This window comes from Kitasatospora sp. NPDC096204, assembly GCF_044763205.1.
Classification (GTDB): domain Bacteria; phylum Actinomycetota; class Actinomycetes; order Streptomycetales; family Streptomycetaceae; genus Kitasatospora.
Genome location: NZ_JBIWFT010000032.1, coordinates 36,078 through 55,724, shown reverse-complemented (window position 1 = coordinate 55,724; position 19,647 = coordinate 36,078). Strand labels below are relative to the sequence as shown.

The following is a 19,647-nucleotide window of genomic DNA, read 5'->3' as shown; positions in this document are numbered from 1 at the left end:
GTGACGCGAGTCCCGGGCTGGTCAGGGGCCCGGAACCGGGCCGGCGGCCGCCCGGTTCGGGGTGGGTCGGGGAGGCCGCGGCGGGGGGGCGGGCCGGGCCGACAACCGGCGCTCACCTGCGGCGGGTTCACCCGGATCGCCCAGCGTGGCACCTCCGGCACCGGACGGCTGGAGCCCGGTCGGCCCGGTCAGCCCGGGCGGCCGGTCCGCAGGAACGTGGCCAGCAGCTCGTGCAGGACGGCGGCGCCCTCGTCCGCGAGCACCTCGTGCCCGGAACCGGCCGCCTCGACGTACCGGAAGTCCTCGCCCTCGACCCGGCCGATCCGCAGCAGTTCGTGCCGCAGCGAGCGGGACTGGCTCACCGGCACGACCTCGTCCCGGTTGCCGTGCACCACCAGCAGCGGCGCGCTCAGCCGGTGCGCCAGCTGCAGCACGTCGCGCGGTCCGCGGGGGTCCGCGATCGGCTCGCCGCCGCCCAGCCGGGTGGTCAACGCCCGTACGGGGGGCGCCGATTCGGCCAGCAGCCGGGCGCCGGACAGGAACGGCGCGACCACCGCGCAGCGGGCGACCTGCTCGGCCGGCGCGTGTGCCGCCGCCAGCAGCGCCAGGAAGGCGCCGTAGCTGACCCCGAAGAGGGCCGGCGGTTCCAGGCCGAGGGCGGCGCGCTGGCCCGCGATGCCGTCCAGCAGGTGGAGGACGTCGTCCAGGTCCGGGCCGCCCCAGGCGCCCCGGATGGCCAGCGCGTGCGCCACGCCGTAACCGGTGGAGCCGCGCTGGTTGGGGGCGACGACCGCCAGGCCCTCGGCGGCCATCCGCTGCAGCGCCGGGTCGAACTCCAGCCGCCAGGCGTCCGCCGGGCCGCCGTGCAGCGCCAGCACCAGGTGCGGGCTGCTCAGCCAGGCGTCCCCGCCGTACACCACGGCCTCCAACGGGCCTGCCGCGCCCGCCAGTTCGAGGCTCTGCGCGGGCTGCCAGCGGCCGCCGTCGCCGGGCGGGGTGCTGCCGTCGAGCCGCCAGCCCGGCGGCTCGGTCCGCACCGGGCGCACCCCGCCGGGCTGCCAGGGCAGGACGGTGTCCCGCCACGGGCCGGGCAATCCCGAGGCCAGCGGCGCGAGTCGCAGCGGCAGCGGCGTCGGTCCGGAGGCGGCCGGGAGCGGGCCGTGCGCCAGCAGCGCGTCCACGTCGAGGGTGGCCAGCGCGGTCGGATGGTCCGGCGAGGAGTACGGCAGCCGCAGCCCCGCCGCGTCCCAGTGGCCGACCGCGCCGAGCCGCCCGGGCGGCACCGGCAGCGGGTCGAGCCGCCCGGTCGAGGGCCGCCACAGCGCGAGCGCCGACCCCGCGCCGTGGTCGATCTGCACCGCGACCCGCGGGCCGTCCGCCGTCACCCGCAGCGCCACCGGCCGCAGGACCATGCCCGCGACGTGCAGGCACTCGGGGAACCGCAGCGGCTGCCCGGCGCCGAGGACGCCCCAGCCGAGCCGGTCGGTGCCGGGCGCGTCGCTGCGCACCATCGCGAACCGACTGTCCGGGTCGAACAGCACCAGGCGGTCGTTGCTCTGCGGGCCGATCTCCAGCAGCGGGCTGGTGCGGCCGTCGCGCAGGTCGAGCACCACGCTGCGGACCAGGCCGGCGTTCACCCGGTCCAGCGCGAGCAGTGCGCCCGTACGGTCCAGCCAGGTGCCGCCGCCGTGCAACCCGGGGATCTCGGCGACCTGTTCGGGTTCGCTGCCGTCCGTGCGCACCAGCCAGGCGGTGGTCGCCGGGCGGGTGTCGCTGCCGAGCGCGACCGCCACCGGCGTCCGTGGGCCCGCTCCGTCCTGCGCAGGGAGCGGCAGCAGTCGCAGTCCGGCCATCCGCAGTGAGCCCAACTGCTGCTCCAGGGTGCCGGTTTCGCCGGGCGAGAGGCGGACCAGGTCGTGCCGGTCGCCGTCGTGCCGACAGGTCAGCACCGAGCCGTCCGACAGGGCGACCAGCTGCGAACGCGGGCTCTCCGAGCGGTTGCCGGGCAGCGGCAGCGGGGCCGGCGCGGCCGGCCCGCCGTCCGCCGGCAGCCGCCAACTCTCCACGTACCAGCCGCTGTCGGCGGCGGAGGCGAGGCAGGCGGCGTGGCTGCCGTCGGCGGCGAAGGCGAAACTCAGCCGGCGCAGGGCCTGGGTCGCGGTCCGGGTGGCCACGTTCATGCTCCGCTCACCCCGGTGGTGCCGGAGGGGTCCGTTCGGTCGGACGGCTGCCGGCGTGCGGTCGGTGGTGCCGGGTCCGGCCAGGGCCTGGGCCCGCCGTGGCGCGGTCGCCGCAGGAAGGCCGCCGGGCCCGCCGGGTCGTCCTCGTTCAGCGCCGCCCGTACCCGGGCCACCGGCCACCGCTGCTCCGGATCCTCGGCCCGCAGCCCGAGGACCGCCGGCGCCAGCCGCCGCGCCGTCCCGCCGGTCCTGGCCGCGAGGGCGAGCCAGCGGCCGAGGCGCTCGCTGACCGGGCGGGCCCGCGGGAGGTCCTCAGGAAGCAGCGGGTCGTGGCCGGTGGCCAGCAGGAAGAGCAGGCCGCCGAGGGCGTACAGGTCGACGGCCGGGTCGGCGACGCGGCCGCGGGCGGCGAGCGTGAGCCGGCCGGGCCCGTGTTCGGGGGCCCGGTAGCCGGGGGTGCCGGCCGCGCCCGCGAGCTCTCCGGCCTCGGTGGCGCGTTCGAGGTCGACCAGCCGCAGTGTGCCGTCCGGGCGGACCGTGACGTTGCCGGGGGAGAGGTCGCACAGCACCAGCCCCTGGGTGTGCACCCGCTCGACCAGGTCGAGCAGGCCGTGCGCGAGCGGCCCGGCCTCGGCCCAGTCGACGCCGGGGCCGCCGTCGCGCCGCAGCCGGGCGGCCACCCAGCCGCCCAGGGGCTGTCCGGTGATTCGTTCCTGCACCGGGAAGACGGAGTCCTCCCGGTCGGTCAGTTCGAGGGGGCGCGCTGCCGGCCCCCACCCCGCCAGCCGGTCGAGCAGCGCGGCCTCGTGCCGCAGCGCCTCGCGGGCGCCGGTGCCGGCCCGCTCCCCGCCCGGCCCGCGCGGCACCGAGCGGTCCTCCCCGTCGTCGCCCGGCTCCGCAGGCTGGGTGAACGCGCCGTACCGGTAGTGCACCCGGCTCCCGGCCCGGTACGGCCGGTCGGAGCGCAGCGCCGGGCCCGGCAGCCCGGCGGTGGCCCGGTCCAGCTCGGCCGCCAGCCGCCGGAACTGCGCGTCGTCGGCCGGATAGACGGTGATGAACCCGCCCGCCGAGCCGCGGTCGCGGTTCCGGGAGTCGAGCTCGCTCAGACGCTCCTGGGCGGCGGCGAACCTGAAGTGGCACGGGTCCCCGGCGAGCACCCGGACCACCGCCGAGAGCACCGCCTCGCCCGCCGCCGGGGCCGCGCTCACCCGGAGCTTCCAGCCCCGCTCCGGCAGCCGCGGGGACGCGGACGGCCTGGCCGTGCACCAGAAGCCACCGACGGTGACGTCCCAGTCCCCGCCGCCTCCCCGGCCTCCGGCACCGACCAGTGCCGCCCGCGTCGTCTCCGGCCACGAACCCACCGCTCCCGGTCCGCGGTCCACCGATCCCCTCTCCCCGGCCGTACGCAGCGATGTGCCCGCCCCCATCCGCCACCACATCCCTTCGTCACGGCCGCCGCCCCCGGGTGCCCACTGCTCGCTCGGCACCCGGGCGCCTGGCCCGGCCTGATCGGTTCCCTCGGAAGGAGCGGCGGTGCCGCCCCGGTGCGGGAGCGCCCACCCGGATCCCGTCCGGCCCGGCGTGGCATCCGCCCGGCTCCTGGCCGTGGCTGCCGCCGGGGCAACTCCCGTTCGCAGGAGTGAAGTTACTTTCGAGCCAACCGAAGCCTCAACGCAGAGCCGGTCACTTCACTCGTAAGGGTGATCAGGGCGCGGTTTCGAATTCGTACGAGAACACTGCTGTGAGTAATGGGCGCCCGGCGCGCGACCACGTACGGAGCGCGTGGAGACCGCCGGGCGCCTCCCGCCGCGGATTGACGCGCACCCGTACGCCCACAGCTCCCGCGTCCGAACGGCGGCGACGGTTCCCCCGGCAGCCCGCCGAACGGCCGAGGCCCGACCGCCCCCGCGCGCACGGTAGTCTCGACAGGTGCCGAAACTGTCCGACGTCATCACCGCCCTCGAAGAGGTCTACCCCCCGCAGTGGGCGGAGTCCTGGGACGCCGTCGGCCTGGTCTGCGGAGACCCTCAGGCCGAGGTCAACCGCGTGCTGTTCGCCGTCGACCCCGTCCAGGCGGTCGTCGACGAGGCCGTGGAGTGGGGCGCCGACCTCGTGGTCACCCACCACCCCCTCTACCTGCGCGGAACCACCAGCGTCGCCGCCACCACCTTCAAGGGCCGGGTGGTGCACACGCTGATCACCAGCGGCATCGCGCTGCACGTCGCCCACACCAACGCCGACCACGCCGACCCCGGCGTCTCGGACGCCCTCGCCGAGGCGGTGGGCCTGCGGGTCACCGGCCCGCTGGTGCCGGACCCGACGGACCCGCTGGGCCGCCGCGGCACCGGCCGGATCGGCCTGCTGGAGCCCCCGCTGACCCTCGCCGCCTTCGCCGCGCAGGTGGCGAAGGGCCTGCCCGCCACCGCCGCGGGCGTCCGCGTCTCCGGCGACCCCGACCGGCTGATCGGCCGGGTCGCGGTGTGCGGCGGCTCCGGCGACAGCTTCTTCGCCGACGTCCGGTCGGCCGGCGTGGACGCCTACCTGACCGCCGACCTGCGTCACCACCCGGCCTCCGAGGCCGCCGAGGCGGCGCCCGTCGCGCTGCTCGACGCCGCCCACTGGGCCACCGAGTGGCCCTGGCTCACCCTGGCCGAGCGGGCCCTGCTGGCCGCCGCCGACAAGCGCGGCTGGGCCGTGGAGACCAAGGTCTCCCACCGGGTCACCGACCCGTGGACCGCACACGCCCCCATGTCCTTCACCGCCTGACCCGATTCACAGGAGCTCTCCGCTTGAACGCCGCGCCCGCCGACCAGATCCGCCTGCTCGACCTCCAGGCCATCGACTCGAAGCTCGACCAGCTGGCCCACCGGCGCCGGAGCCTGCCCGAGCACGCCGAGATCGAGAAGGCCACCGCCGACCACACCGCCCTCAAGGACCTCGTCGTCGCCGCCGAGGCCCAGAAGGGCGACACCGCCCGCGAGCTGACCAAGGCCGAGCAGGACGTCGAGCAGGTCCGCTCCCGTGCCGCCCGCAACCAGCAGCGCCTGGACTCCGGCGCGATCACCTCGCCGAAGGACCTGGAGAACCTCCAGCACGAGATCGGCTCGCTCGCCAAGCGCCAGGGCGACCTGGAGGACGTCGTGCTGGGGATCATGGAGCGCCAGGAGAGCGCCATCACCCGGGTCGAGGAGCTGTCCGCCCGCCTGGAGCACTCCACCATCGTGCTCAAGGAGGCCGAGGGCCGCCGCGACGCCTCCTTCGCCGAGATCGACGCGGAGGCCGACAAGGTCAAGCGCGACCGCGAGACCGTCGCCGCCGTCATCCCGGCCGACCTGCTGAAGGTCTACACCAAGCTGCGCGAGACCCAGGGCGGCGTCGGTGCGGCCCGCCTCTACCAGCGCCGCTGCGAGGGCTGCCGCACCGAGTTCTCGATCACCGAGCTGAACGCGATCAAGGCCGAGCCGGCCGACAAGGTCGTCCGTTGCGAGAACTGCTCGCGGATCCTGGTCCGCACCTCCGACTCGGGCGTCTGAGCCGGTGGCGGCGCGCTTCATCGTCGAAGCCGACGGCGGGTCCCGGGGCAACCCGGGGCCGGCCGGCTACGGCGCGGTGGTCCGCGACGGGGACACCGGGCAGATCATCGCCGAGGCCGCCGAGTTCATCGGCCACGCCACCAACAACGTGGCCGAGTACAAGGGCCTGATCGCCGGGCTCAAGGCGGCCCGGGAACTGGACCCGGACGCCTCGGTGGACGTCCGGATGGACTCCAAGCTGGTCGTCGAGCAGATGTCCGGGCGCTGGAAGATCAAGCACCCCGACATGCAGCCGCTCGCCGCCGAGGCGCGCACCGTCTTCCCGCGCGCCAGGGTCACGTACACCTGGATCCCGCGCGAGCGGAACAAGGACGCCGACCGGCTGGCCAACGAGGCGATGGACGCGGGCAAGGCCGGGCGCCAGTGGGAGCCCCGCGAGCCGGCGGCCGCCGCCGTCGAGGAACCCCTGCCGGAGCCCCCCGCCCCCAAGGCCGGCTGGGCCGCCCCCGCCGACCTCGGCACCCCCACCACCTTCGTCCTGCTGCGTCACGGCGAGACCCCGCTCACCCCGGAGAAGCGCTTCTCCGGCAGCGGCGGCAGCGACCCCGAGCTCTCCGACAAGGGTCGCTGGCAGGCCGAGCGGGCCGCCGAGGCGCTGGCCGCGCGCGGCAGCGTCCAGGCGGTCGTCGCCTCCCCGATGCGCCGCACCCGGCAGACCGCCGAGACCGTCGCCGCCCGGCTCGGCCTGGAGGTCCGGTACGAGGACGGGCTGCGCGAGGTCGACTTCGGCGACTGGGAGGGCCTGACCTTCGCCGAGGTGCGGGAGCGGTACCCGGACGACCTGACCGCCTGGCTCGGCTCCGCCAAGGCCAAGCCGACCGGCAGCGGCGAGAGCTTCACCACGCTCACCCACCGGGCCGGCGTCGCCCGGGACAAGATCCTCGCCCGGTACGCGGGCAGGACCGTGCTGGTGGTCTCGCACGTCAGCCCGATCAAGACGCTGGTCCGGCTGGCGCTCGGCGCCCCGCCGGACTCGATGTACCGGATGGAGCTGTCCGCCGCCTCGATCTGCGCCGTCCAGTACTACGCGGACGGCAACGCCTCGCTGCGGCTGCTCAACGACACCTCGCACCTGCGCTGACCCGTCCCTCGGGGAGAGGGTCAGTGCACCTCGGTGACCACCACGTCCAGCTGCCACGGCTTGCGCGCCGTGCCCTGGGCCGCCAGCTCCACGTGGTGGCCCAGGTCCATCAGCGCGTCCATCAGCGCGTCGGGGGTCTTCGGCTCGGCGCCGGCGAGCAGCAGGTCCCGGACGATCCGGCCCTTGGTCGCCTTGTTGAAGTGGCTGACCACGGTGCGCTTGCCGTCGCGCTCCTGGAGCACCCGGACGGTCGCCGTGCGGGAGGCCACCTCACCGGCCGGCTTCCAGGCCGCCGCGTACGCGGAGCTGCGCAGGTCCAGCACCAGCCCGTCCGCGACGTCCGGGAGCACGGAGGCCATCGCGCTCCGCCAGTACGCGCCGAGAGCCCCCAGCTCGGGGAGTTTCACGCCCATCGAGCAGCGGTAGGACGGGATCCGGTCGGAGATCCGCACGGCGCCCCAGAGGCCGGAGAAGACCAGCAGCGAACGCTCGGCCCGGTCGTACGCGGCCTCGTCCAGGGTGGCCAGGTCGAGGTTGTCGAACAGCACCCCGGTGTACACCTCGCCCGCCGGGCGGGCGCCGGCCGTCGGCAGTCCGGCGTTCTTGGCGATCTCGCCGCGCAGGCCGGGGGAGAGGCCGAGCACCCCGGCGGCGGTGTCCTCGTCGCCCCGGCACAGGCCCACCAGCGCGTCCAGCACCGCGCCGCGCGCCGCCGTCAGCCCGGGCAGCGACAGCCGCTCCAGCTCCACCGGCGCGCCGTTCCCGGACCCGGACTTGCCCTCCGAGGGCGGCAAGAGCACCAGCACAGCGGACACCTCAACAATCTGTGGCAGACGAACCCCGCAACCCTACTGCGGCCGCCGCCCCGACCCCGCCCCCGCGACCAGCGCGGCCCCGGCCCCCAGCGCGACACAGAGCGGCGAGTAGTACCGCGCGTTCAGCCGGCGGAACCGCTCCGAGCGCTCACTGACCCGCCCGAACACCACCGGACCGGCCAGCCCGCGCGCCAGCAGCACCCCCGCCACCGTCCGCACCCCGGCCCGCCGCAGCCGCCGCGGCCCCACCGCCGGCAGCACCCCGGCCTCCGCCCCCACCAGGTACGCCCCGGCCCCGAGCGCCCCCGCCACCGCCAGGCACGCGGACACCGGCGGCACCCCGTCGCCCCGGCCCACCACGGCGTCCGCGAACTCCGCCGCGGACCCGAGCGGCCACGGCGTCACCGTCCACACCGCGTGCAGCACCCCGGTCGCCCCCAGCACCGCGGCCACCGCGCCCCCGGCCGCCCGCACCGCACCACTCATCGTCCGAACCCCCTTCGCACACCGTCGGCTGCCCCCACCGTACGAGCGCTTACGCCGGTCCGGGCCCCCGCCCGCCGGAGCCGGGGAAGCCCGCGCCCGCCCGTGACGCGCCCGCCGCCGCTCCGGCGCCGCCACCCGGACGCGCCGCCCACCCGCCCGGGCACGTCCCGCGGTGGGAGGATCGGTCCGTGCCCGCCCCCCAGCCCCGCGCCGCGGCGCCCGTGCCCGTCCTCGGGCCCCGCCGCCGTCTGCTCGTCCTGGCGATCTGCTGCCTGAGCCTGTTCATCGTCGGCCTCGACAACACCGTGGTGAACATCGCCCTCCCGGTGATCCAGCGGGACCTGGGCGCCCCGGCGTCCGGGCTGCAGTGGATCATCGACGCCTACACCCTGGTGCTGGCCTCGCTGCTGATGCTGTTCGGCTCGGTCGCCGACCGCTTCGGCCGCCGCCGGGTGTTCCAGACCGGCCTGGTCTGCTTCGCGCTCGGCTCGCTGCTGTGCAGCCTGGCGCCGAGCCTGGGCTGGCTGGTGGCGTTCCGCGCGCTGCAGGCGGTGGGCGGCTCGATGCTCAACCCGGTGGCGATGTCGATCATCACCAACACCTTCACCGACCCGAGGGAACGGGCCCGGGCGATCGGCGTCTGGGGCGGCGTGGTCGGCATCTCGATGGCGCTCGGACCGCTGCTCGGCGGCTTCCTGGTGGACGGCGCGGGCTGGCCGTCGATCTTCCTGATCAACGTCCCGGTGGCGCTCGCCGCCATCGCGCTGACCGCCCGCTTCGTCCCCGAGTCCCGCGCGCCCCGGTCGCGCCGGCCGGACCCGGTCGGGCAACTGCTGATGATCGTGCTGCTCGGCTGTGGCACCGCCGCGATCATCGAGGGCCCGGCCAACGGCTGGACCTCCCCGCTGATCCTCGCCCTGGCCACCGCCGCCGGGGCCGCGCTGATCGCCTTCCCGCTCTGGGAACGGCGGGTGGCCGAGCCGCTGGTGGACCCGCGCTTCTTCGCCAGCGCGCCGTTCACCGGCGCCACCGTCACCGCGGTCTGCGCCTTCGCCGCGCTCGGCGGCTTCCTCTTCCTCAACACCCTCTACCTCCAGGACGTCCGCCACTACAGCCCGGTCGAGGCCGGCCTGTGGACGCTGCCGATGGCCGGGATGATGCTGGTCTGCGCGCCGCTGTCCGGACGGATCGTCGCCGCCCGGGGCCCGCGCCTGCCGCTGGTCGCGGCCGGGCTCGGCATCGCCGCGAGCGGGCTGCTGCTCACCCGGCTCGCCGCCGACTCCCCGCCGGCCCTGCTGCTGGTCGCGTACGGGCTGTTCGGCTTCGGCTTCGGCATGGTGAACGCGCCGATCACCAACTCCGCCGTCGCCGGCATGCCGCGCGCCCAGGCGGGGGTGGCGGCCGCGGTCGCCTCGACCAGCCGTCAGGTCGGCCAGTCGCTGGGCGTGGCGGTGATCGGCACGGTCGTCACCTCGGCCGTGGTCGGGCCGGTGGTGACCGGCTTCGCCCCGGCCAGCCACGCCGGCTGGTGGATCCTGGTCGGCCTCGGCGGCGCGGTCCTCGCCCTCGGAGTGGCCACCACCACCGCCTGGGCGAGCGCGACGGCCGCCCGGGTGGCGGCCCGCCTCGGCTCCGAGGCTCCGCCCGTCCGGTCCGGTGTACGGGAGGCACCGCCCGAGCGGCTACGATGACCACTACGGCGGAAGAGCCGGCCGGGCGGTCGCGACGGGTCCCAGACCCGCCGAGGAACGTCCGGGCTCCACAGAGCAGGGTGGTGGGTAACGCCCACCCGGGGTGACCCGCGGGACAGTGCCACAGAAAACAGACCGCCCACCGCTTTTCGTGGTGGGTAAGGGTGAAACGGTGGTGTAAGAGACCACCAGCGACCGGGGTGACCCGGCCGGCTAGGTAAACCCCACCTGGAGCAAGGTCAAGATCGGTGCCCTCGGGCACCGTGCGCGGACGTTCGAAGGCTGCTCGCCCGAGTCCGCGGGTGGACCGCACGAGGCTGTCGGCAACGGCAGCCCTAGATGGATGGCCGCCTCCCCGGGCCGCGTGAGCAACCCGGGAGACAGAACCCGGCGTACAGGCCGACTCTTCCGCCCCTGGCTTCACGAGGGCCCCGCGACCTGCGGAAACGACAGGTCACGGGGCCCTTCGTCATGCCCTGCCCGGCTCCCCGGGGAGTTCCGGATGCGTGCCGCGGCGGGGCGGCGCCACGATGGAGGCAGCGGGCAACGCCCGAATCCGAGAGGAAGGGGGCGCGACCATGGCCCCTCTGGCACCCGACCCGTGCAGTCGTATGCGGGTGTGGATGACCACGGCCGAGCACGCGGTGGAGAGCGACCACACGGCCGTGGAGAACGACGTGGCCGGGCTCGACCGGCTGAACGCCCAGCAGAATCCCGATCCGGAGAAGGTCGCCGCGGCCGAGGCGGGACTGGCCGCGGACCGCCGACAGCTGTCGTACGACGAGAAGCGGCTGTCCGACCTCCAGCACAAGTACGACCAGGAGTGCACGGTCCCCCCGCACTGACGGACGCGGTGAGGTCCCGTACGGCGATGCCCGCCCCGGCCGGGGCGGGCATCCCGGTCTCAGGCGGGGTGGGCGCCGACGGCGTCGCGGATCTGGTCGCCGAGGCCGCCGCTGACGCGGGCGCAGTTGGCGCAGCAGAAGAACATGCCGGCGACCTCGACGCCGTGGCCGACGATGCGGACCTGGCACTGTTCGCAGCGTGGCGCGAGCTTCTCCATCGCGCACTCGAAGCTGTCGAAGGTGTAGGTGTCGCCGGTGACCGTTTTGATCTCGAAGGCCAGCCAGTAGTCGTTGCCGCAGGTGACGCAGATTGCCATGGCGGCCGTCTCCTTCCGGTGGGGCCGCGGCCCGGGGTGGTCGCGCGGTCGCTTCCAGTCTTGGAGGCTCCCGGGGAGACGGCCACTCGGCGTCGCCGTCAGGCGGAACGGGCGGAGAGCTCCTCCAGGGCGCGGACGGCGCGGTCGGCGTCGTCGGCGGCGACGAACAGGTGGTCGTGGTGGAAGCCGGCCACCACGTTGCAGCTGATGCCCTCCTCGGCGAGCCGGCCGGACACGGCGGCGGTGAGTCCGACGGCCTGCAGCGCCGAGTGGATCCGCAGGGTGATCCAGGCCGCCACGTACTCGTAGCGCAGCCCGAGCGCGTCCGCCTCCTCCTGGGCGACCACCATCGTCACCCCCTCGGGCTCGGCGACGGTCACCACCGGCCGCATGCCGGCGGGCACCCGCGCGGGGAGCGTGCAGTAGACGTACCGCCCCGGGTTGAGCTGCGGGCTCATCGCGCGCAGCAGTGTCGCGAGGTCTCGTTCTGCGGCCATGCCCGCCACCGTAGCGGCTGGGCGGGGGACGCGCCGTGCTCCGCGGGCGTGTCGGAATCCGTTGACGAGCGATAGTCACCGATATATCGTCGAACTATCGAGACAGTGACTCGACTGCCTCGTTGAACCTCTGGGATTCGAGGAGGTGGGCGCGATGCGCTCAGAACGTCAGGGAATGCGATTCCGCTGGGAGGACCCGCGCGGCGGCGGTCGGCGCCGCGGCCCGGGCCCGGAGTTCCGAGGGATGCCCGGGGAGGGCGCCGAGGGCCGGGAGGCGTTCGGCGGGTTCGGTCCGCCGTTCGGCGGCGGCCCCGGCCGGCCGATGGGCGGCCCGTACGGGCACGGCTTCGGGGGGCACGGCGGCCGGCGCGGTGGTCCGCACGGGCGGCGCGGCGGGCGGGCCCGGCGCGGTGACGTCCGGGCCTCGCTGCTGGCGCTGCTCAGGGAGCGGCCGATGCACGGCTACGAGATGATCGCCGAGATCACCGAGCGGACCGGCGGGGCCTGGCGGCCCAGTCCGGGGTCGATCTACCCCAACCTCCAGCTGCTGGAGGAGGAGGGCCTGATCACCGCGGAGGAGGTCGGCGGCAAGCGGCTGGTCTCGCTCACCGAGGCGGGCCGGGCCGAGGCCGACGCCGGACCCGCCGAGCCGTGGGCGGAAGCCGGCCGGGAGGTCGACTGGGAGGCCGTCCAGGAGGTCGGCCAGGCACTCGCCGCCGTCGACCAGGCGATCCGCCAGGTCATGGCCACCGGCACCGAGGCGCAGCGCGCCAAGGGACTGACGGTGCTGACCGAGGCCCGCAAGAAGCTGTACCTCATCCTCGCCGAGGATGACTGACCGGTCCGGGCGGACGGGGCGGGCGGTGCCGCTGCGCGGGCGGTCCGGGGGAGGGCCTCACGGCCGGACCACGAACAGTGCCACGCACACCAGCAGCAGCACCGCCCAGCCGAACCAGAGCCAGGCGTTCGGCCCGATGACCACGCTGTGGACGCACACCGCCAGGAGCAGCACCCCGGTGACGCCGGCCACCTGCCGGTTGTGGTGCTCGACCGCCCGTGAGCGGCTCCTCGGGTCCCGTACCGTCCTCGCCATGCCGACCTCCCGGGGGGAGCGTGCGGAGGAAGGAGGCGGCCGTCAGCCGGAGGCCGCCTCGTCGTACTCGTAGCGCCAGAACCAGCTCAGGCCCCGAACCTGCTTGCTCCGGACGTACACCAGTGTGCGCGCGGGGGTCTCGCCGTGCGCGGGGACCGGGACCTTGTACTTCTTCGGCACGCCGAGTATCGGCCCCAGCGGGATCGGGAGGATCGTTCCGTCCAGGGGGCCGCCGACGAATTCGGTGTCCGCGCTCTTCATCCCTCCAGGGTCTCACCTCCGCCGAGGAGCCGGGACCGGCCGGGGAGGCGCCCCGGAGCGGTCCAGGAGCGACCGGGACCGCGCCGAGAGTGTGACCGGAGAGGCACCGCCCCCGGTCATCCGGAAGCCCTCCGCACCCTTATCCTTCCTGTTACGCCCTCGGGGTCCACCCGGGTCAGCGGGCCCCGTACGGGCCGGGCGAGGCGCGAATCCGCGCGCCCTCCGGCCGACTTGGCGCGGACAGCGTGCTGCCGCGACTGCGTACCGTGACCCGGGCGTCGGCCGTCCGGTGACCCCGGGCCGCGGCCGGCAGGGCGCGGACGTCAGGGCCGAGCACCCCGGGAAGCAGCCGGGGGCGCCGTGCGTTGCGTCGAGTGGTACGTCGAACGCCGTGTCGCACCAGACACGGCAGTTGCGCGGAAGGGGCCCGATGGAAGCCGGCAGCAGGTGGACGACCTGGTGGCAGAAGCGTGATCGTCAGCGGGCGGGGGGCGCGGACGACCCGGCCGCCGGACTCGATCAGCTGCTCGGCGCGGTGCGCGCCGGATTCCCGCTCGCGCCGGCCACCCACCCGGCCGGCTACCGGTGCTCCTGTGATCGGGTGGCCTGCCCGGCCCCCGCCCAGCACCCGGTCTCCTTCGCCTGGCAGACCCAGGCCACGACCGACCCCGAGCAGCTCTCCCGCTGGCTCGCCCGCGACCCGCAGGCCAACTTCATCACCGCCACCGGCCGGGTGCACGACGTGCTGGACGTTCCGGCGGAGGCCGGCCGGCTGGCGCTGGAACGACTGACGGCGCTGGGCGTCGAGGGCCCGGTCGCCGCCGTCGGCGAGGACCGCTACCTGTTCTTCACCGCCACCCGCGGCACCCCGCAGGACGAGGACGAGTGGTGGCCGAGCGCACTCGACTCCACCCCGGACACCATGTCCGAGCACCCCGGCCTGCGCTGGCACTGCCGCGGCTCGTACACCCTGCTGCCGCCGGCCGCGCTGCCCGACGGCTCCCACGTGCGGTGGCTGCGCGGGCCCGAACAGCCGCTGCCGGACCCGCTGCGCGTCCTGGACGTGCTCACCGACGCCTGCACCGAGGTGGGCGCCGTCGCCGAGGAGCAGTGGCTGATCGGCTAGCCCCGGACTTCGCACGTCACTCGAGAGAGTGAAGATCGAAAGCCTGAATTGGCAGGGTTCGACGTAGAATCGGACCTCGCCCCGACGTCCGCATCGTGAGATTCCGATGCCATCGCCAGTCGGCTATCGATCTTCAAGCCCATGTGCGAAGTCCGGGGCTAGCGCCCACCGGACGGCGCGGCTCGCGGGGCGGCGCGGGTCACGGCCGCGCGGGTCACGGCAGGGTGAGGATCTCCGCGCCGTCCGCCGTGACCACCAGGGTGTGCTCGAACTGGGCGGTGCGCTTGCGGTCCTTGGTGACGACGGTCCAGCCGTCCTCCCAGATCTCGTAGTCGTAGGTGCCCAGGGTCAGCATCGGCTCGATGGTGAAGGTCATGCCCGGCTTGATCACCTCGGTGGCCCGCTCGCTGTCGTAGTGCGGGATGATCAGGCCGGAGTGGAACGACGTGTTGATGCCGTGCCCGGTGAAGTCCCGCACCACGCCGTAGTCGAAGCGCTTGGCGTAGGACTCGATGACCCGCCCGATGACGTTGATCTGACGGCCCGGCTTGACCGCCTTGATCGCCCGGTCGAGGGACTCCCGGGTGCGCTCGACCAGCAGTCGGGAATCCTCGTCCACGTCGCCGACCAGGTAGGTGGCGTTGAGGTCGCCGTGCACCCCGTGGATGTACGCGGTGGCGTCGATGTTGACGATGTCGCCGTCCTGGAGCACGGTCGAGTCCGGGATGCCGTGGCAGATCACCTCGTTGATCGAGGTGCAGACGGACTTGGGGAAGCCCCGGTAGCCGAGGTCGGACGGGTAGGCGCCGTGGTCGCACATGTACGCGTGGGCGACGGCGTCCAGTGCGTCGGTGGTGACACCGGGGGCGATCAGCTTGGCCGCCTCCTCCATCGCCCGGGCGGCGATCCCGCCCGCGATCCGCATCTTCTCGATCGTCTCGGCGGTCTGCACCTCGGGCCCGGTGTACGGCGTCGGCGCGGGCTTGCCGACGTACTCGGGGCGCGCGATGTGCGCCGGGACCTTGCGGGTGGGGGACTGGATGCCGGGTACGAGAGCCATGCCGCGAGTCTAGTCGCCGGGCCGAGCCGGACCCTGGGCGATCCCCGACCGGTCCCTGGCCGGGCCAGGGCGGTGTGCGTCCCGGCCCGGGGCGGGGAATGATCGGTACCGACCCAGTCCTTCCGTCCTTCTGAACAGGAGAGCGCGATGCCCCTCGGATTCAACCGCAAGCCGACCGGCAAGCCCGGCGAGTGGTTCTACTGCATCAAGCACGACAAGGTCGAAGAGGGCCCGGAGTGCCCGGCGAAGGACCGCCTCGGCCCCTACGCCAGCCCCGAGGAGGCCGCCCAGGCCCTGCGCATCGCCGACGAGCGCAACCGCGAGTGGCAGAACGACCCGCGCTGGAGCGACCAGCCGAAGGACGACGCCGAGTGACCCCGAGGCGGGGCGCCGGTCATGTCGTCGGGGCGGCCTCGGGTTCGGCGTGTTCGTGGGCGGCGCGGACGGCGGCGGCGTGGGGGTCGGTGCGGTCGTCGTAGGCGAGCAGCTTCGGGAGGGCGGCGGCGACCGCGACCACGGCGACGACGCAGGCGACGCCGCCGGTCCAGACGGCGGCGCGCACGCCGATCAGTCCGGCCATGGTGCCGGCCCTGACCTGGCCGAGCTGCGGGCCGACGGAGTAGCTGAGCAGTTCGACGCCGGCCATCCGGCCGCGCAGCTCGTCCGGGATGGACTGGTTCCACATGGTCGAGCGGGCGAGCCCGCTGATCTCGTCGGCGCCGCCGGCCAGCGCCAGGCCGAGCAGCACCAGCCAGATGTGCTCGGACAGGCCGGCGAACGCCATCGCCCCGCCCCAGCCGACGGCGGCGGCCACCAGCAGCCGCCCGTGCCGGTGGACGCGGGAGGTCCAGCCGCTGGTCGCGCCGACCAGCAGGGCGCCGAGGGCGGAGGCCGCGTACATCGGCCCGAGCGCCCAGTCCGCCCCCAAGTCCGAGGCCAGGAACGGGAAGACGGCCACCGGGAAGGCGAACAGCATGGCGCAGGTGTCGATCGCGTAGGTGCCGAGCAGGTCCTTGCGGCTCCAGGCGTAGCGGACGCCGTTCAACACCGCCTGGACGGAAGGCCGTTCGGCGCCGGTGGGCGGCGGCACCGCCCTGATCCGGACGAGCAGCAGCAGTGAGACGGCGAAGGTGAGGATGTCCAGCGCGTACGCGGTCTGCACCCCGGCGAAGGCCACCACCACACCGGCCAGCGCGGGCCCGGCGATCGAAGCGACGTTGTGGTAGAGCGACTTGAGGGCGAACGCGGCCGCCAGGTGCTGGTGCGGGACGACCCTCGGGGTGAGCGAGTCCAGCGCCGGGCGCTGGAGGCCGTCGGCGGCCGCGGCCAGTGCGGCGACCACGTAGACCGGCCAGAGCAGCGGGTGCGGCAGCAGGGCGTTGAGCAGCAGCAGCCCGGCCAGCAGGCCGAGCGCGGCCTCGGCGCGCAGCACCAGCTTCCGGCGGTCCAGGGCGTCGGCGAGGGCGCCGCCCCACAGCCCGAAGACGATCAGCGGGACGAGTTCGACGGCGCCGATCAGACCGACCGCGAAGGAGGAGCCGGTGAGTTCCTTGATCTGCATCGGTACGGCGATGAAGGTCAGGAAACTGCCGAAGCTGGTGACGCAGCCGGACGTCCACAGGTAGCGGAAGTCGCGGGAGCTGCGCCAGGGGGACAGATCGGGCGTCAGCGAGCGCACCAGCTTCCGGGCGCGTCCGGGCACGGGGGGATGCGGGGGTTCGTCGACGTTCACGAACCATCATCCTCAGGGCGCGGTGACGCCTTCCGCAAAGGGTTTTCCGCGTGCTGACGGATCGAAGGGCCACCGGCCCGGGACCGCCCCCGGCTACCAGCGGCTGATCGCGGGTGTCGAGGTCAGCCGCCCGGCGAGGTCGGCGAGCCGGGCCCGGACGGAGCGGTGGCCGGCCCGCTGCCCGGCGGCGACGCTGACCAGGTGCTGGGCGAGGTCGAAGGGCTCCTCGGCGGCGGTGCCGACGACCAGCCGCTCGTGCGCGAGCTCGCGGAGCTCACCGTGACCGCCGTGACCGCCGAGACCCCCGGGACGGTCGAGGCCGCCGAGACCGCCGGGTTCACCGGGCCCGCCCGGCCCGCCCCCGTCCAGCGCCAGCACCGTCGCGCCGTGCCGCCGGGCGTCGTGCACCCGCTCCAGCAGCGGGGCGCCGGCCGTCCGCGGGACCACCAGCAGCACGGTGGCGCCGCGCCCGGCCTCGGTGAGCCTGCGCAGATCGTGCGTCAGATGGGCGGGGGCGTCGGCCGGCGGGCTGTGCCGCAGCAGGGTGGGTGCCAGCCCGGGGACGTCCGACCAGGCGGCCTGGTCGTCCAGGTGGGCGGCCAGGTGCCAGGGCTCGTACGCCTCGGTGCCGACCAGCAGCAGCCCGCTCGCCCCGCGCCGGTCCACCGAGCGGCGCAGCGCCCCGGCGAAGCCGCCGACCGCCTCCAGCCAGCCCGTTCCCGTCAGCCGTTCCCGGAGTGCCGAAACTCTCACCGCGTCCATGCGGGCCAGGATGTCCCGCGGGGCCCGGGATTTGGCAGGATCGGCCCATGACTTCCCTCGATTCAGCGACAAACCCGGCCCACGAGGTACCCGACGTCTCGCAGTTGGTGGTCGGTGTCCTCGGCGGCACCGGCGACCAGGGGCGGGGCCTGGCCCTGCGGCTGGCCAAGGCCGGCCAGCAGGTGATCATCGGTTCCCGCGCCGCCGCCCGGGCCGAGGCCTCGGCGGCCGAGCTGGGCCTCGGCGTGCGCGGCGCCGACAACGCCACCGTCGCCCGGGAGAGTGACGTGGTGATTATCGCGGTCCCGTGGGACGGCCACGCCGCCACCCTGACGGCGCTGCGCGAGGAGCTCGCGGGCAAGATCGTCGTCGACTGCGTCAACCCGCTGGGCTTCGACAAGCAGGGCGCGTATGCGCTGAAGCCGGAGGAGGGCAGCGCCGCCGAGCAGGCCGCCGCGCTGCTGCCGGACTCCCGGGTCACCGCCGCGTTCCACCACCTGTCGGCGGTGCTGCTCCAGGACGAGTCGGTGGAGGCCATCGACACCGACGTCATGGTGCTCGGCGACGACCGCGAGGCCACCGACGTCGTCCGGGGCCTGGCCGGCCGCATCCCCGGGATGCGCGGCGTCTTCGCGGGCCGGCTGCGCAACGCCCACCAGGTGGAGGCGCTGGTGGCCAACCTGATCTCGGTCAACCGCCGCTACAAGGCCCACGCGGGTCTGCGGATCACCGACGTCTGAGCGACGGCCCGCCCCGCCGGTCGTCCAGGGGTCCGTCCTGATCGACAGGACGGGCCCGACGGCCGTGTCGACCTCACCCCTGGCCCGGCGCCGGAGGTGAGGTCGGCGACAATGGGTGGCGGCCGTGACCCGGCCGCCCGCACCCGTTCTAGGAGCCTTCCGCCATGCCTCGCACGTCCGTCTTCGCCCTGGCCGCCGTCGTCCTCGCGCTCGTGGCCCTCGTGGTCTCGCTGGTCCAGGGCTTCTGGCTGGGCCTGATCTGGCTGCCGCTGGCCGGGGTGGCCAGCAACGTGCTGTGGATGAACCGCCGCCGGGCCAAGATCGCCGCCGCGGTCGCCGAGCAGGGCTGAACCGGCCCGGCAACCAGCCGGGGCTAGTTCTTCCAGAAGCTGAACAGGTACCGGCCGAGCGTCGCGTAGTCCTGGTCCACGCCGAACAGGGTCATCAGGCCGTGGACGATCCCGAAGAAGAACTGGTTCACCTGGGGCTGCCACAGCAGCGCGAACACCGCGAGCATCCCGTACGGCGCGAACGGCTCGACCGCGCGCCGGGTCTTGTACGACAGCCAGGGCTCGACGATGCCGTAGCCGTCCAGCCCGGGCACCGGCAGCAGGTTCAGCACCGCGGCGCTCAGCTGGAGGAAGCCGAGGAAGCCCAGCGCGCCGGAGAACGGCGAGATGATCAGCTCGTAGCCGTTCCAGTACGCGTGCACGGTGGGGTCGTCCAGCCAGCCCGCGCCGATCGGGATCAGCAGCGCCGCCGCGCAGAGCAGGTTGACCAGCGGGCCGGCCGCCGAGACCAGGCTGTGCTTGAGCCGGCCCTGGATGCGGTGCCGCTCGATCCAGACCGAGCCGCCGGGCAGGCCGATGCCGCCGAGGATCATGAAGACGATCGGCAGCACGAAGCTGAGCAGCACGTTGGCGTACTTCAGCGGGTTGAGCGTGAGGTAGCCCTTGGCGCCGACGGTGATGTCGCCGCCGTGCAGCGCGGTGCGCGCGTGGGCGTACTCGTGCAGGCAGAGGGAGACCGTCCAGCCCGCGATCACGAACAGGAACACCCCGAACGAGGCGTTGCCGTAACCCTGGTACACCGCCCAGCCGGAGGTGCCGAGAACGGCGAGGAGCACCCAGAACACCGGGCTGATCCGGCGGTCCTCGCTGCGGGAGCGCGGCGTGGCGGCGAAGGTCATGGTGTGGGTGCTCCGTGGGCAGGGGAAGAGGATCGGGCTCGGACCGTGGTCGATCATGCCGGGCGGTCCGGTGGCCGGACAAGCGGCCCCCGGTGAACGTCCGGGAGCGCGGTGGCGTTCCACCCTACGCGCCCGCCGGGGGACGGGCCCAGGACAAATGTGCGGCCCTTCCCCCGTCG

At 74.6% G+C, this 19,647-nt stretch carries 22 protein-coding genes and 1 other RNA gene; 11 read left to right on the top strand and 12 right to left on the bottom strand.

Features of this window, described 5'->3' with window-relative positions:
* Positions 1-188: 188 nt before the first annotated feature.
* Together ACIQ87_RS29265 and ACIQ87_RS29260 are read right to left on the bottom strand one after the other, a co-directional pair.
* Entirely contained in the window at positions 189-2,180 is a 1,992-nt protein-coding gene (locus ACIQ87_RS29265) for an alpha/beta hydrolase family protein (protein WP_402412207.1), read from the bottom strand.
* Complete coding sequence (locus ACIQ87_RS29260; protein ID WP_402412204.1) at positions 2,177-3,562, bottom strand: hypothetical protein; 1,386 nt, start codon at positions 3,560-3,562, stop codon at positions 2,177-2,179. Before ACIQ87_RS29260 ends, ACIQ87_RS29265 begins: the two co-directional genes overlap by 4 nt.
* A gap of 547 nt (positions 3,563-4,109) precedes the next feature.
* Between ACIQ87_RS29260 and ACIQ87_RS29255 the strand changes: the two genes are divergently transcribed.
* Genes ACIQ87_RS29255 through ACIQ87_RS29245 form a run of 3 tightly spaced genes read left to right on the top strand, consistent with a single transcriptional unit; the run spans position 4,110 to position 6,854 of the window.
* Positions 4,110-4,946 carry a Nif3-like dinuclear metal center hexameric protein gene (locus ACIQ87_RS29255; protein WP_402412202.1) on the top strand — a complete coding sequence of 279 codons (837 nt, stop codon included), beginning with the start codon at positions 4,110-4,112 and terminating at the stop codon, positions 4,944-4,946.
* 23 nt (positions 4,947-4,969) lie between these two features.
* Complete coding sequence (locus ACIQ87_RS29250; RefSeq protein WP_402412198.1) at positions 4,970-5,713, top strand: zinc ribbon domain-containing protein; 744 nt, start codon at positions 4,970-4,972, stop codon at positions 5,711-5,713.
* 4 nt (positions 5,714-5,717) lie between these two features.
* The gene (locus ACIQ87_RS29245; protein WP_402412195.1) at positions 5,718-6,854 is read left to right on the top strand and encodes a bifunctional RNase H/acid phosphatase; all 1,137 of its coding nucleotides are present in this window, start codon (positions 5,718-5,720) and stop codon (positions 6,852-6,854) included.
* A 20-nt stretch (positions 6,855-6,874) separates the two neighbouring features.
* On the opposite strand, the gene yaaA is transcribed toward ACIQ87_RS29245, so the two are convergent.
* Positions 6,875-7,660: a peroxide stress protein YaaA gene (yaaA, locus tag ACIQ87_RS29240; RefSeq protein ID WP_402412192.1), complete on the bottom strand. Its 786-nt coding sequence runs from the start codon at positions 7,658-7,660 to the stop codon at positions 6,875-6,877.
* A 42-nt stretch (positions 7,661-7,702) separates the two neighbouring features.
* On the bottom strand, positions 7,703-8,155 hold the full coding sequence (locus ACIQ87_RS29235) for a DUF3995 domain-containing protein (RefSeq protein ID WP_402412189.1): 453 nt from the start codon (positions 8,153-8,155) through the stop codon (positions 7,703-7,705).
* A 221-nt stretch (positions 8,156-8,376) separates the two neighbouring features.
* Between ACIQ87_RS29235 and ACIQ87_RS29230 the strand changes: the two genes are divergently transcribed.
* The 3 genes from ACIQ87_RS29230 to ACIQ87_RS29220 all read left to right on the top strand — a co-directional run bounded on the left by ACIQ87_RS29230 (position 8,377) and on the right by ACIQ87_RS29220 (position 10,691).
* Entirely contained in the window at positions 8,377-9,846 is a 1,470-nt protein-coding gene (locus ACIQ87_RS29230) for an MFS transporter (protein WP_402412369.1), read from the top strand.
* Positions 9,847-9,859: 13 nt separating this feature from the next.
* Positions 9,860-10,257, top strand: an RNA gene (gene rnpB, locus ACIQ87_RS29225) — RNase P RNA component class A.
* A 212-nt stretch (positions 10,258-10,469) separates the two neighbouring features.
* Complete coding sequence (locus ACIQ87_RS29220; protein ID WP_402412186.1) at positions 10,470-10,691, top strand: hypothetical protein; 222 nt, start codon at positions 10,470-10,472, stop codon at positions 10,689-10,691.
* Positions 10,692-10,750: 59 nt separating this feature from the next.
* On the opposite strand, the gene ACIQ87_RS29215 is transcribed toward ACIQ87_RS29220, so the two are convergent.
* A complete protein-coding gene (locus tag ACIQ87_RS29215; RefSeq protein ID WP_402412183.1) occupies positions 10,751-11,008 on the bottom strand; it encodes a Prokaryotic metallothionein in 258 nt (85 codons plus the stop codon).
* A gap of 98 nt (positions 11,009-11,106) precedes the next feature.
* Entirely contained in the window at positions 11,107-11,505 is a 399-nt protein-coding gene (locus tag ACIQ87_RS29210; RefSeq protein WP_402412182.1) for an ACT domain-containing protein, read from the bottom strand.
* Between the two features lie 175 nt (positions 11,506-11,680).
* Between ACIQ87_RS29210 and ACIQ87_RS29205 the strand changes: the two genes are divergently transcribed.
* On the top strand, positions 11,681-12,343 hold the full coding sequence (locus ACIQ87_RS29205) for a PadR family transcriptional regulator (RefSeq protein WP_402412180.1): 663 nt from the start codon (positions 11,681-11,683) through the stop codon (positions 12,341-12,343).
* Between the two features lie 57 nt (positions 12,344-12,400).
* On the opposite strand, the gene ACIQ87_RS29200 is transcribed toward ACIQ87_RS29205, so the two are convergent.
* A complete protein-coding gene (locus ACIQ87_RS29200) occupies positions 12,401-12,598 on the bottom strand; it encodes a hypothetical protein (RefSeq protein ID WP_402412177.1) in 198 nt (65 codons plus the stop codon).
* A 42-nt stretch (positions 12,599-12,640) separates the two neighbouring features.
* Complete coding sequence (locus tag ACIQ87_RS29195) at positions 12,641-12,859, bottom strand: hypothetical protein (protein ID WP_402412174.1); 219 nt, start codon at positions 12,857-12,859, stop codon at positions 12,641-12,643.
* Between the two features lie 430 nt (positions 12,860-13,289).
* Here ACIQ87_RS29195 and ACIQ87_RS29190 point away from each other — a divergent pair, with 430 nt between their 5' ends.
* Positions 13,290-13,985: a bifunctional DNA primase/polymerase gene (locus ACIQ87_RS29190; protein ID WP_402412171.1), complete on the top strand. Its 696-nt coding sequence runs from the start codon at positions 13,290-13,292 to the stop codon at positions 13,983-13,985.
* A 214-nt stretch (positions 13,986-14,199) separates the two neighbouring features.
* Here ACIQ87_RS29190 and map read toward each other — a convergent pair whose 3' ends face one another.
* On the bottom strand, positions 14,200-15,045 hold the full coding sequence (gene map / locus ACIQ87_RS29185) for a type I methionyl aminopeptidase (protein WP_402412168.1): 846 nt from the start codon (positions 15,043-15,045) through the stop codon (positions 14,200-14,202).
* Between the two features lie 147 nt (positions 15,046-15,192).
* On the opposite strand from map, the gene ACIQ87_RS29180 reads away from it, so the two are divergent.
* A complete protein-coding gene (locus tag ACIQ87_RS29180; protein WP_392869546.1) occupies positions 15,193-15,420 on the top strand; it encodes a hypothetical protein in 228 nt (75 codons plus the stop codon).
* Positions 15,421-15,439: 19 nt separating this feature from the next.
* On the opposite strand, the gene ACIQ87_RS29175 is transcribed toward ACIQ87_RS29180, so the two are convergent.
* Positions 15,440-16,777 carry an MFS transporter gene (locus tag ACIQ87_RS29175; protein WP_402412166.1) on the bottom strand — a complete coding sequence of 446 codons (1,338 nt, stop codon included), beginning with the start codon at positions 16,775-16,777 and terminating at the stop codon, positions 15,440-15,442.
* 93 nt (positions 16,778-16,870) lie between these two features.
* Positions 16,871-17,539: a hypothetical protein gene (locus ACIQ87_RS29170; RefSeq protein ID WP_402412165.1), complete on the bottom strand. Its 669-nt coding sequence runs from the start codon at positions 17,537-17,539 to the stop codon at positions 16,871-16,873.
* Positions 17,540-17,586: 47 nt separating this feature from the next.
* On the opposite strand from ACIQ87_RS29170, the gene npdG reads away from it, so the two are divergent.
* Both npdG and ACIQ87_RS29160 read left to right on the top strand, forming a co-directional pair.
* A complete protein-coding gene (gene npdG / locus ACIQ87_RS29165; RefSeq protein WP_392869540.1) occupies positions 17,587-18,279 on the top strand; it encodes an NADPH-dependent F420 reductase in 693 nt (230 codons plus the stop codon).
* Between the two features lie 164 nt (positions 18,280-18,443).
* Positions 18,444-18,629, top strand: coding sequence for a hypothetical protein (locus ACIQ87_RS29160; RefSeq protein ID WP_392869538.1), 186 nt, complete (start codon positions 18,444-18,446; stop codon positions 18,627-18,629).
* Between the two features lie 23 nt (positions 18,630-18,652).
* Here ACIQ87_RS29160 and ACIQ87_RS29155 read toward each other — a convergent pair whose 3' ends face one another.
* Positions 18,653-19,468 (bottom strand): site-2 protease family protein, encoded by an 816-nt coding sequence (locus ACIQ87_RS29155; RefSeq protein ID WP_402412161.1) that lies wholly within the window; start codon positions 19,466-19,468, stop codon positions 18,653-18,655.
* Positions 19,469-19,647: the final 179 nt, after the last annotated feature.

Bases quoted from the DNA above. Each gene is read 5' to 3' on its own strand.
- ACIQ87_RS29265 (WP_402412207.1), bottom strand. From the start codon at position 2,180: ATGAACGTGGCCACCCGGACCGCGACCCAGGCCCTGCGCCGGCTGAGT.
- ACIQ87_RS29235 (WP_402412189.1), bottom strand. From the start codon at position 8,155: ATGAGTGGTGCGGTGCGGGCGGCCGGGGGCGCGGTGGCCGCGGTGCTG.
- ACIQ87_RS29220 (WP_402412186.1), top strand. From the start codon at position 10,470: ATGACCACGGCCGAGCACGCGGTGGAGAGCGACCACACGGCCGTGGAG.
- ACIQ87_RS29215 (WP_402412183.1), bottom strand. From the start codon at position 11,008: ATGGCAATCTGCGTCACCTGCGGCAACGACTACTGGCTGGCCTTCGAG.
- ACIQ87_RS29210 (WP_402412182.1), bottom strand. From the start codon at position 11,505: ATGGCCGCAGAACGAGACCTCGCGACACTGCTGCGCGCGATGAGCCCG.
- ACIQ87_RS29205 (WP_402412180.1), top strand. From the start codon at position 11,681: ATGCGATTCCGCTGGGAGGACCCGCGCGGCGGCGGTCGGCGCCGCGGC.
- ACIQ87_RS29200 (WP_402412177.1), bottom strand. From the start codon at position 12,598: ATGGCGAGGACGGTACGGGACCCGAGGAGCCGCTCACGGGCGGTCGAG.
- ACIQ87_RS29195 (WP_402412174.1), bottom strand. From the start codon at position 12,859: ATGAAGAGCGCGGACACCGAATTCGTCGGCGGCCCCCTGGACGGAACG.
- ACIQ87_RS29190 (WP_402412171.1), top strand. From the start codon at position 13,290: ATGGAAGCCGGCAGCAGGTGGACGACCTGGTGGCAGAAGCGTGATCGT.
- map (WP_402412168.1), bottom strand. From the start codon at position 15,045: ATGGCTCTCGTACCCGGCATCCAGTCCCCCACCCGCAAGGTCCCGGCG.
- ACIQ87_RS29180 (WP_392869546.1), top strand. From the start codon at position 15,193: ATGCCCCTCGGATTCAACCGCAAGCCGACCGGCAAGCCCGGCGAGTGG.
- ACIQ87_RS29170 (WP_402412165.1), bottom strand. From the start codon at position 17,539: ATGGACGCGGTGAGAGTTTCGGCACTCCGGGAACGGCTGACGGGAACG.
- npdG (WP_392869540.1), top strand. From the start codon at position 17,587: ATGACTTCCCTCGATTCAGCGACAAACCCGGCCCACGAGGTACCCGAC.
- ACIQ87_RS29160 (WP_392869538.1), top strand. From the start codon at position 18,444: ATGCCTCGCACGTCCGTCTTCGCCCTGGCCGCCGTCGTCCTCGCGCTC.
- ACIQ87_RS29155 (WP_402412161.1), bottom strand. From the start codon at position 19,468: ATGACCTTCGCCGCCACGCCGCGCTCCCGCAGCGAGGACCGCCGGATC.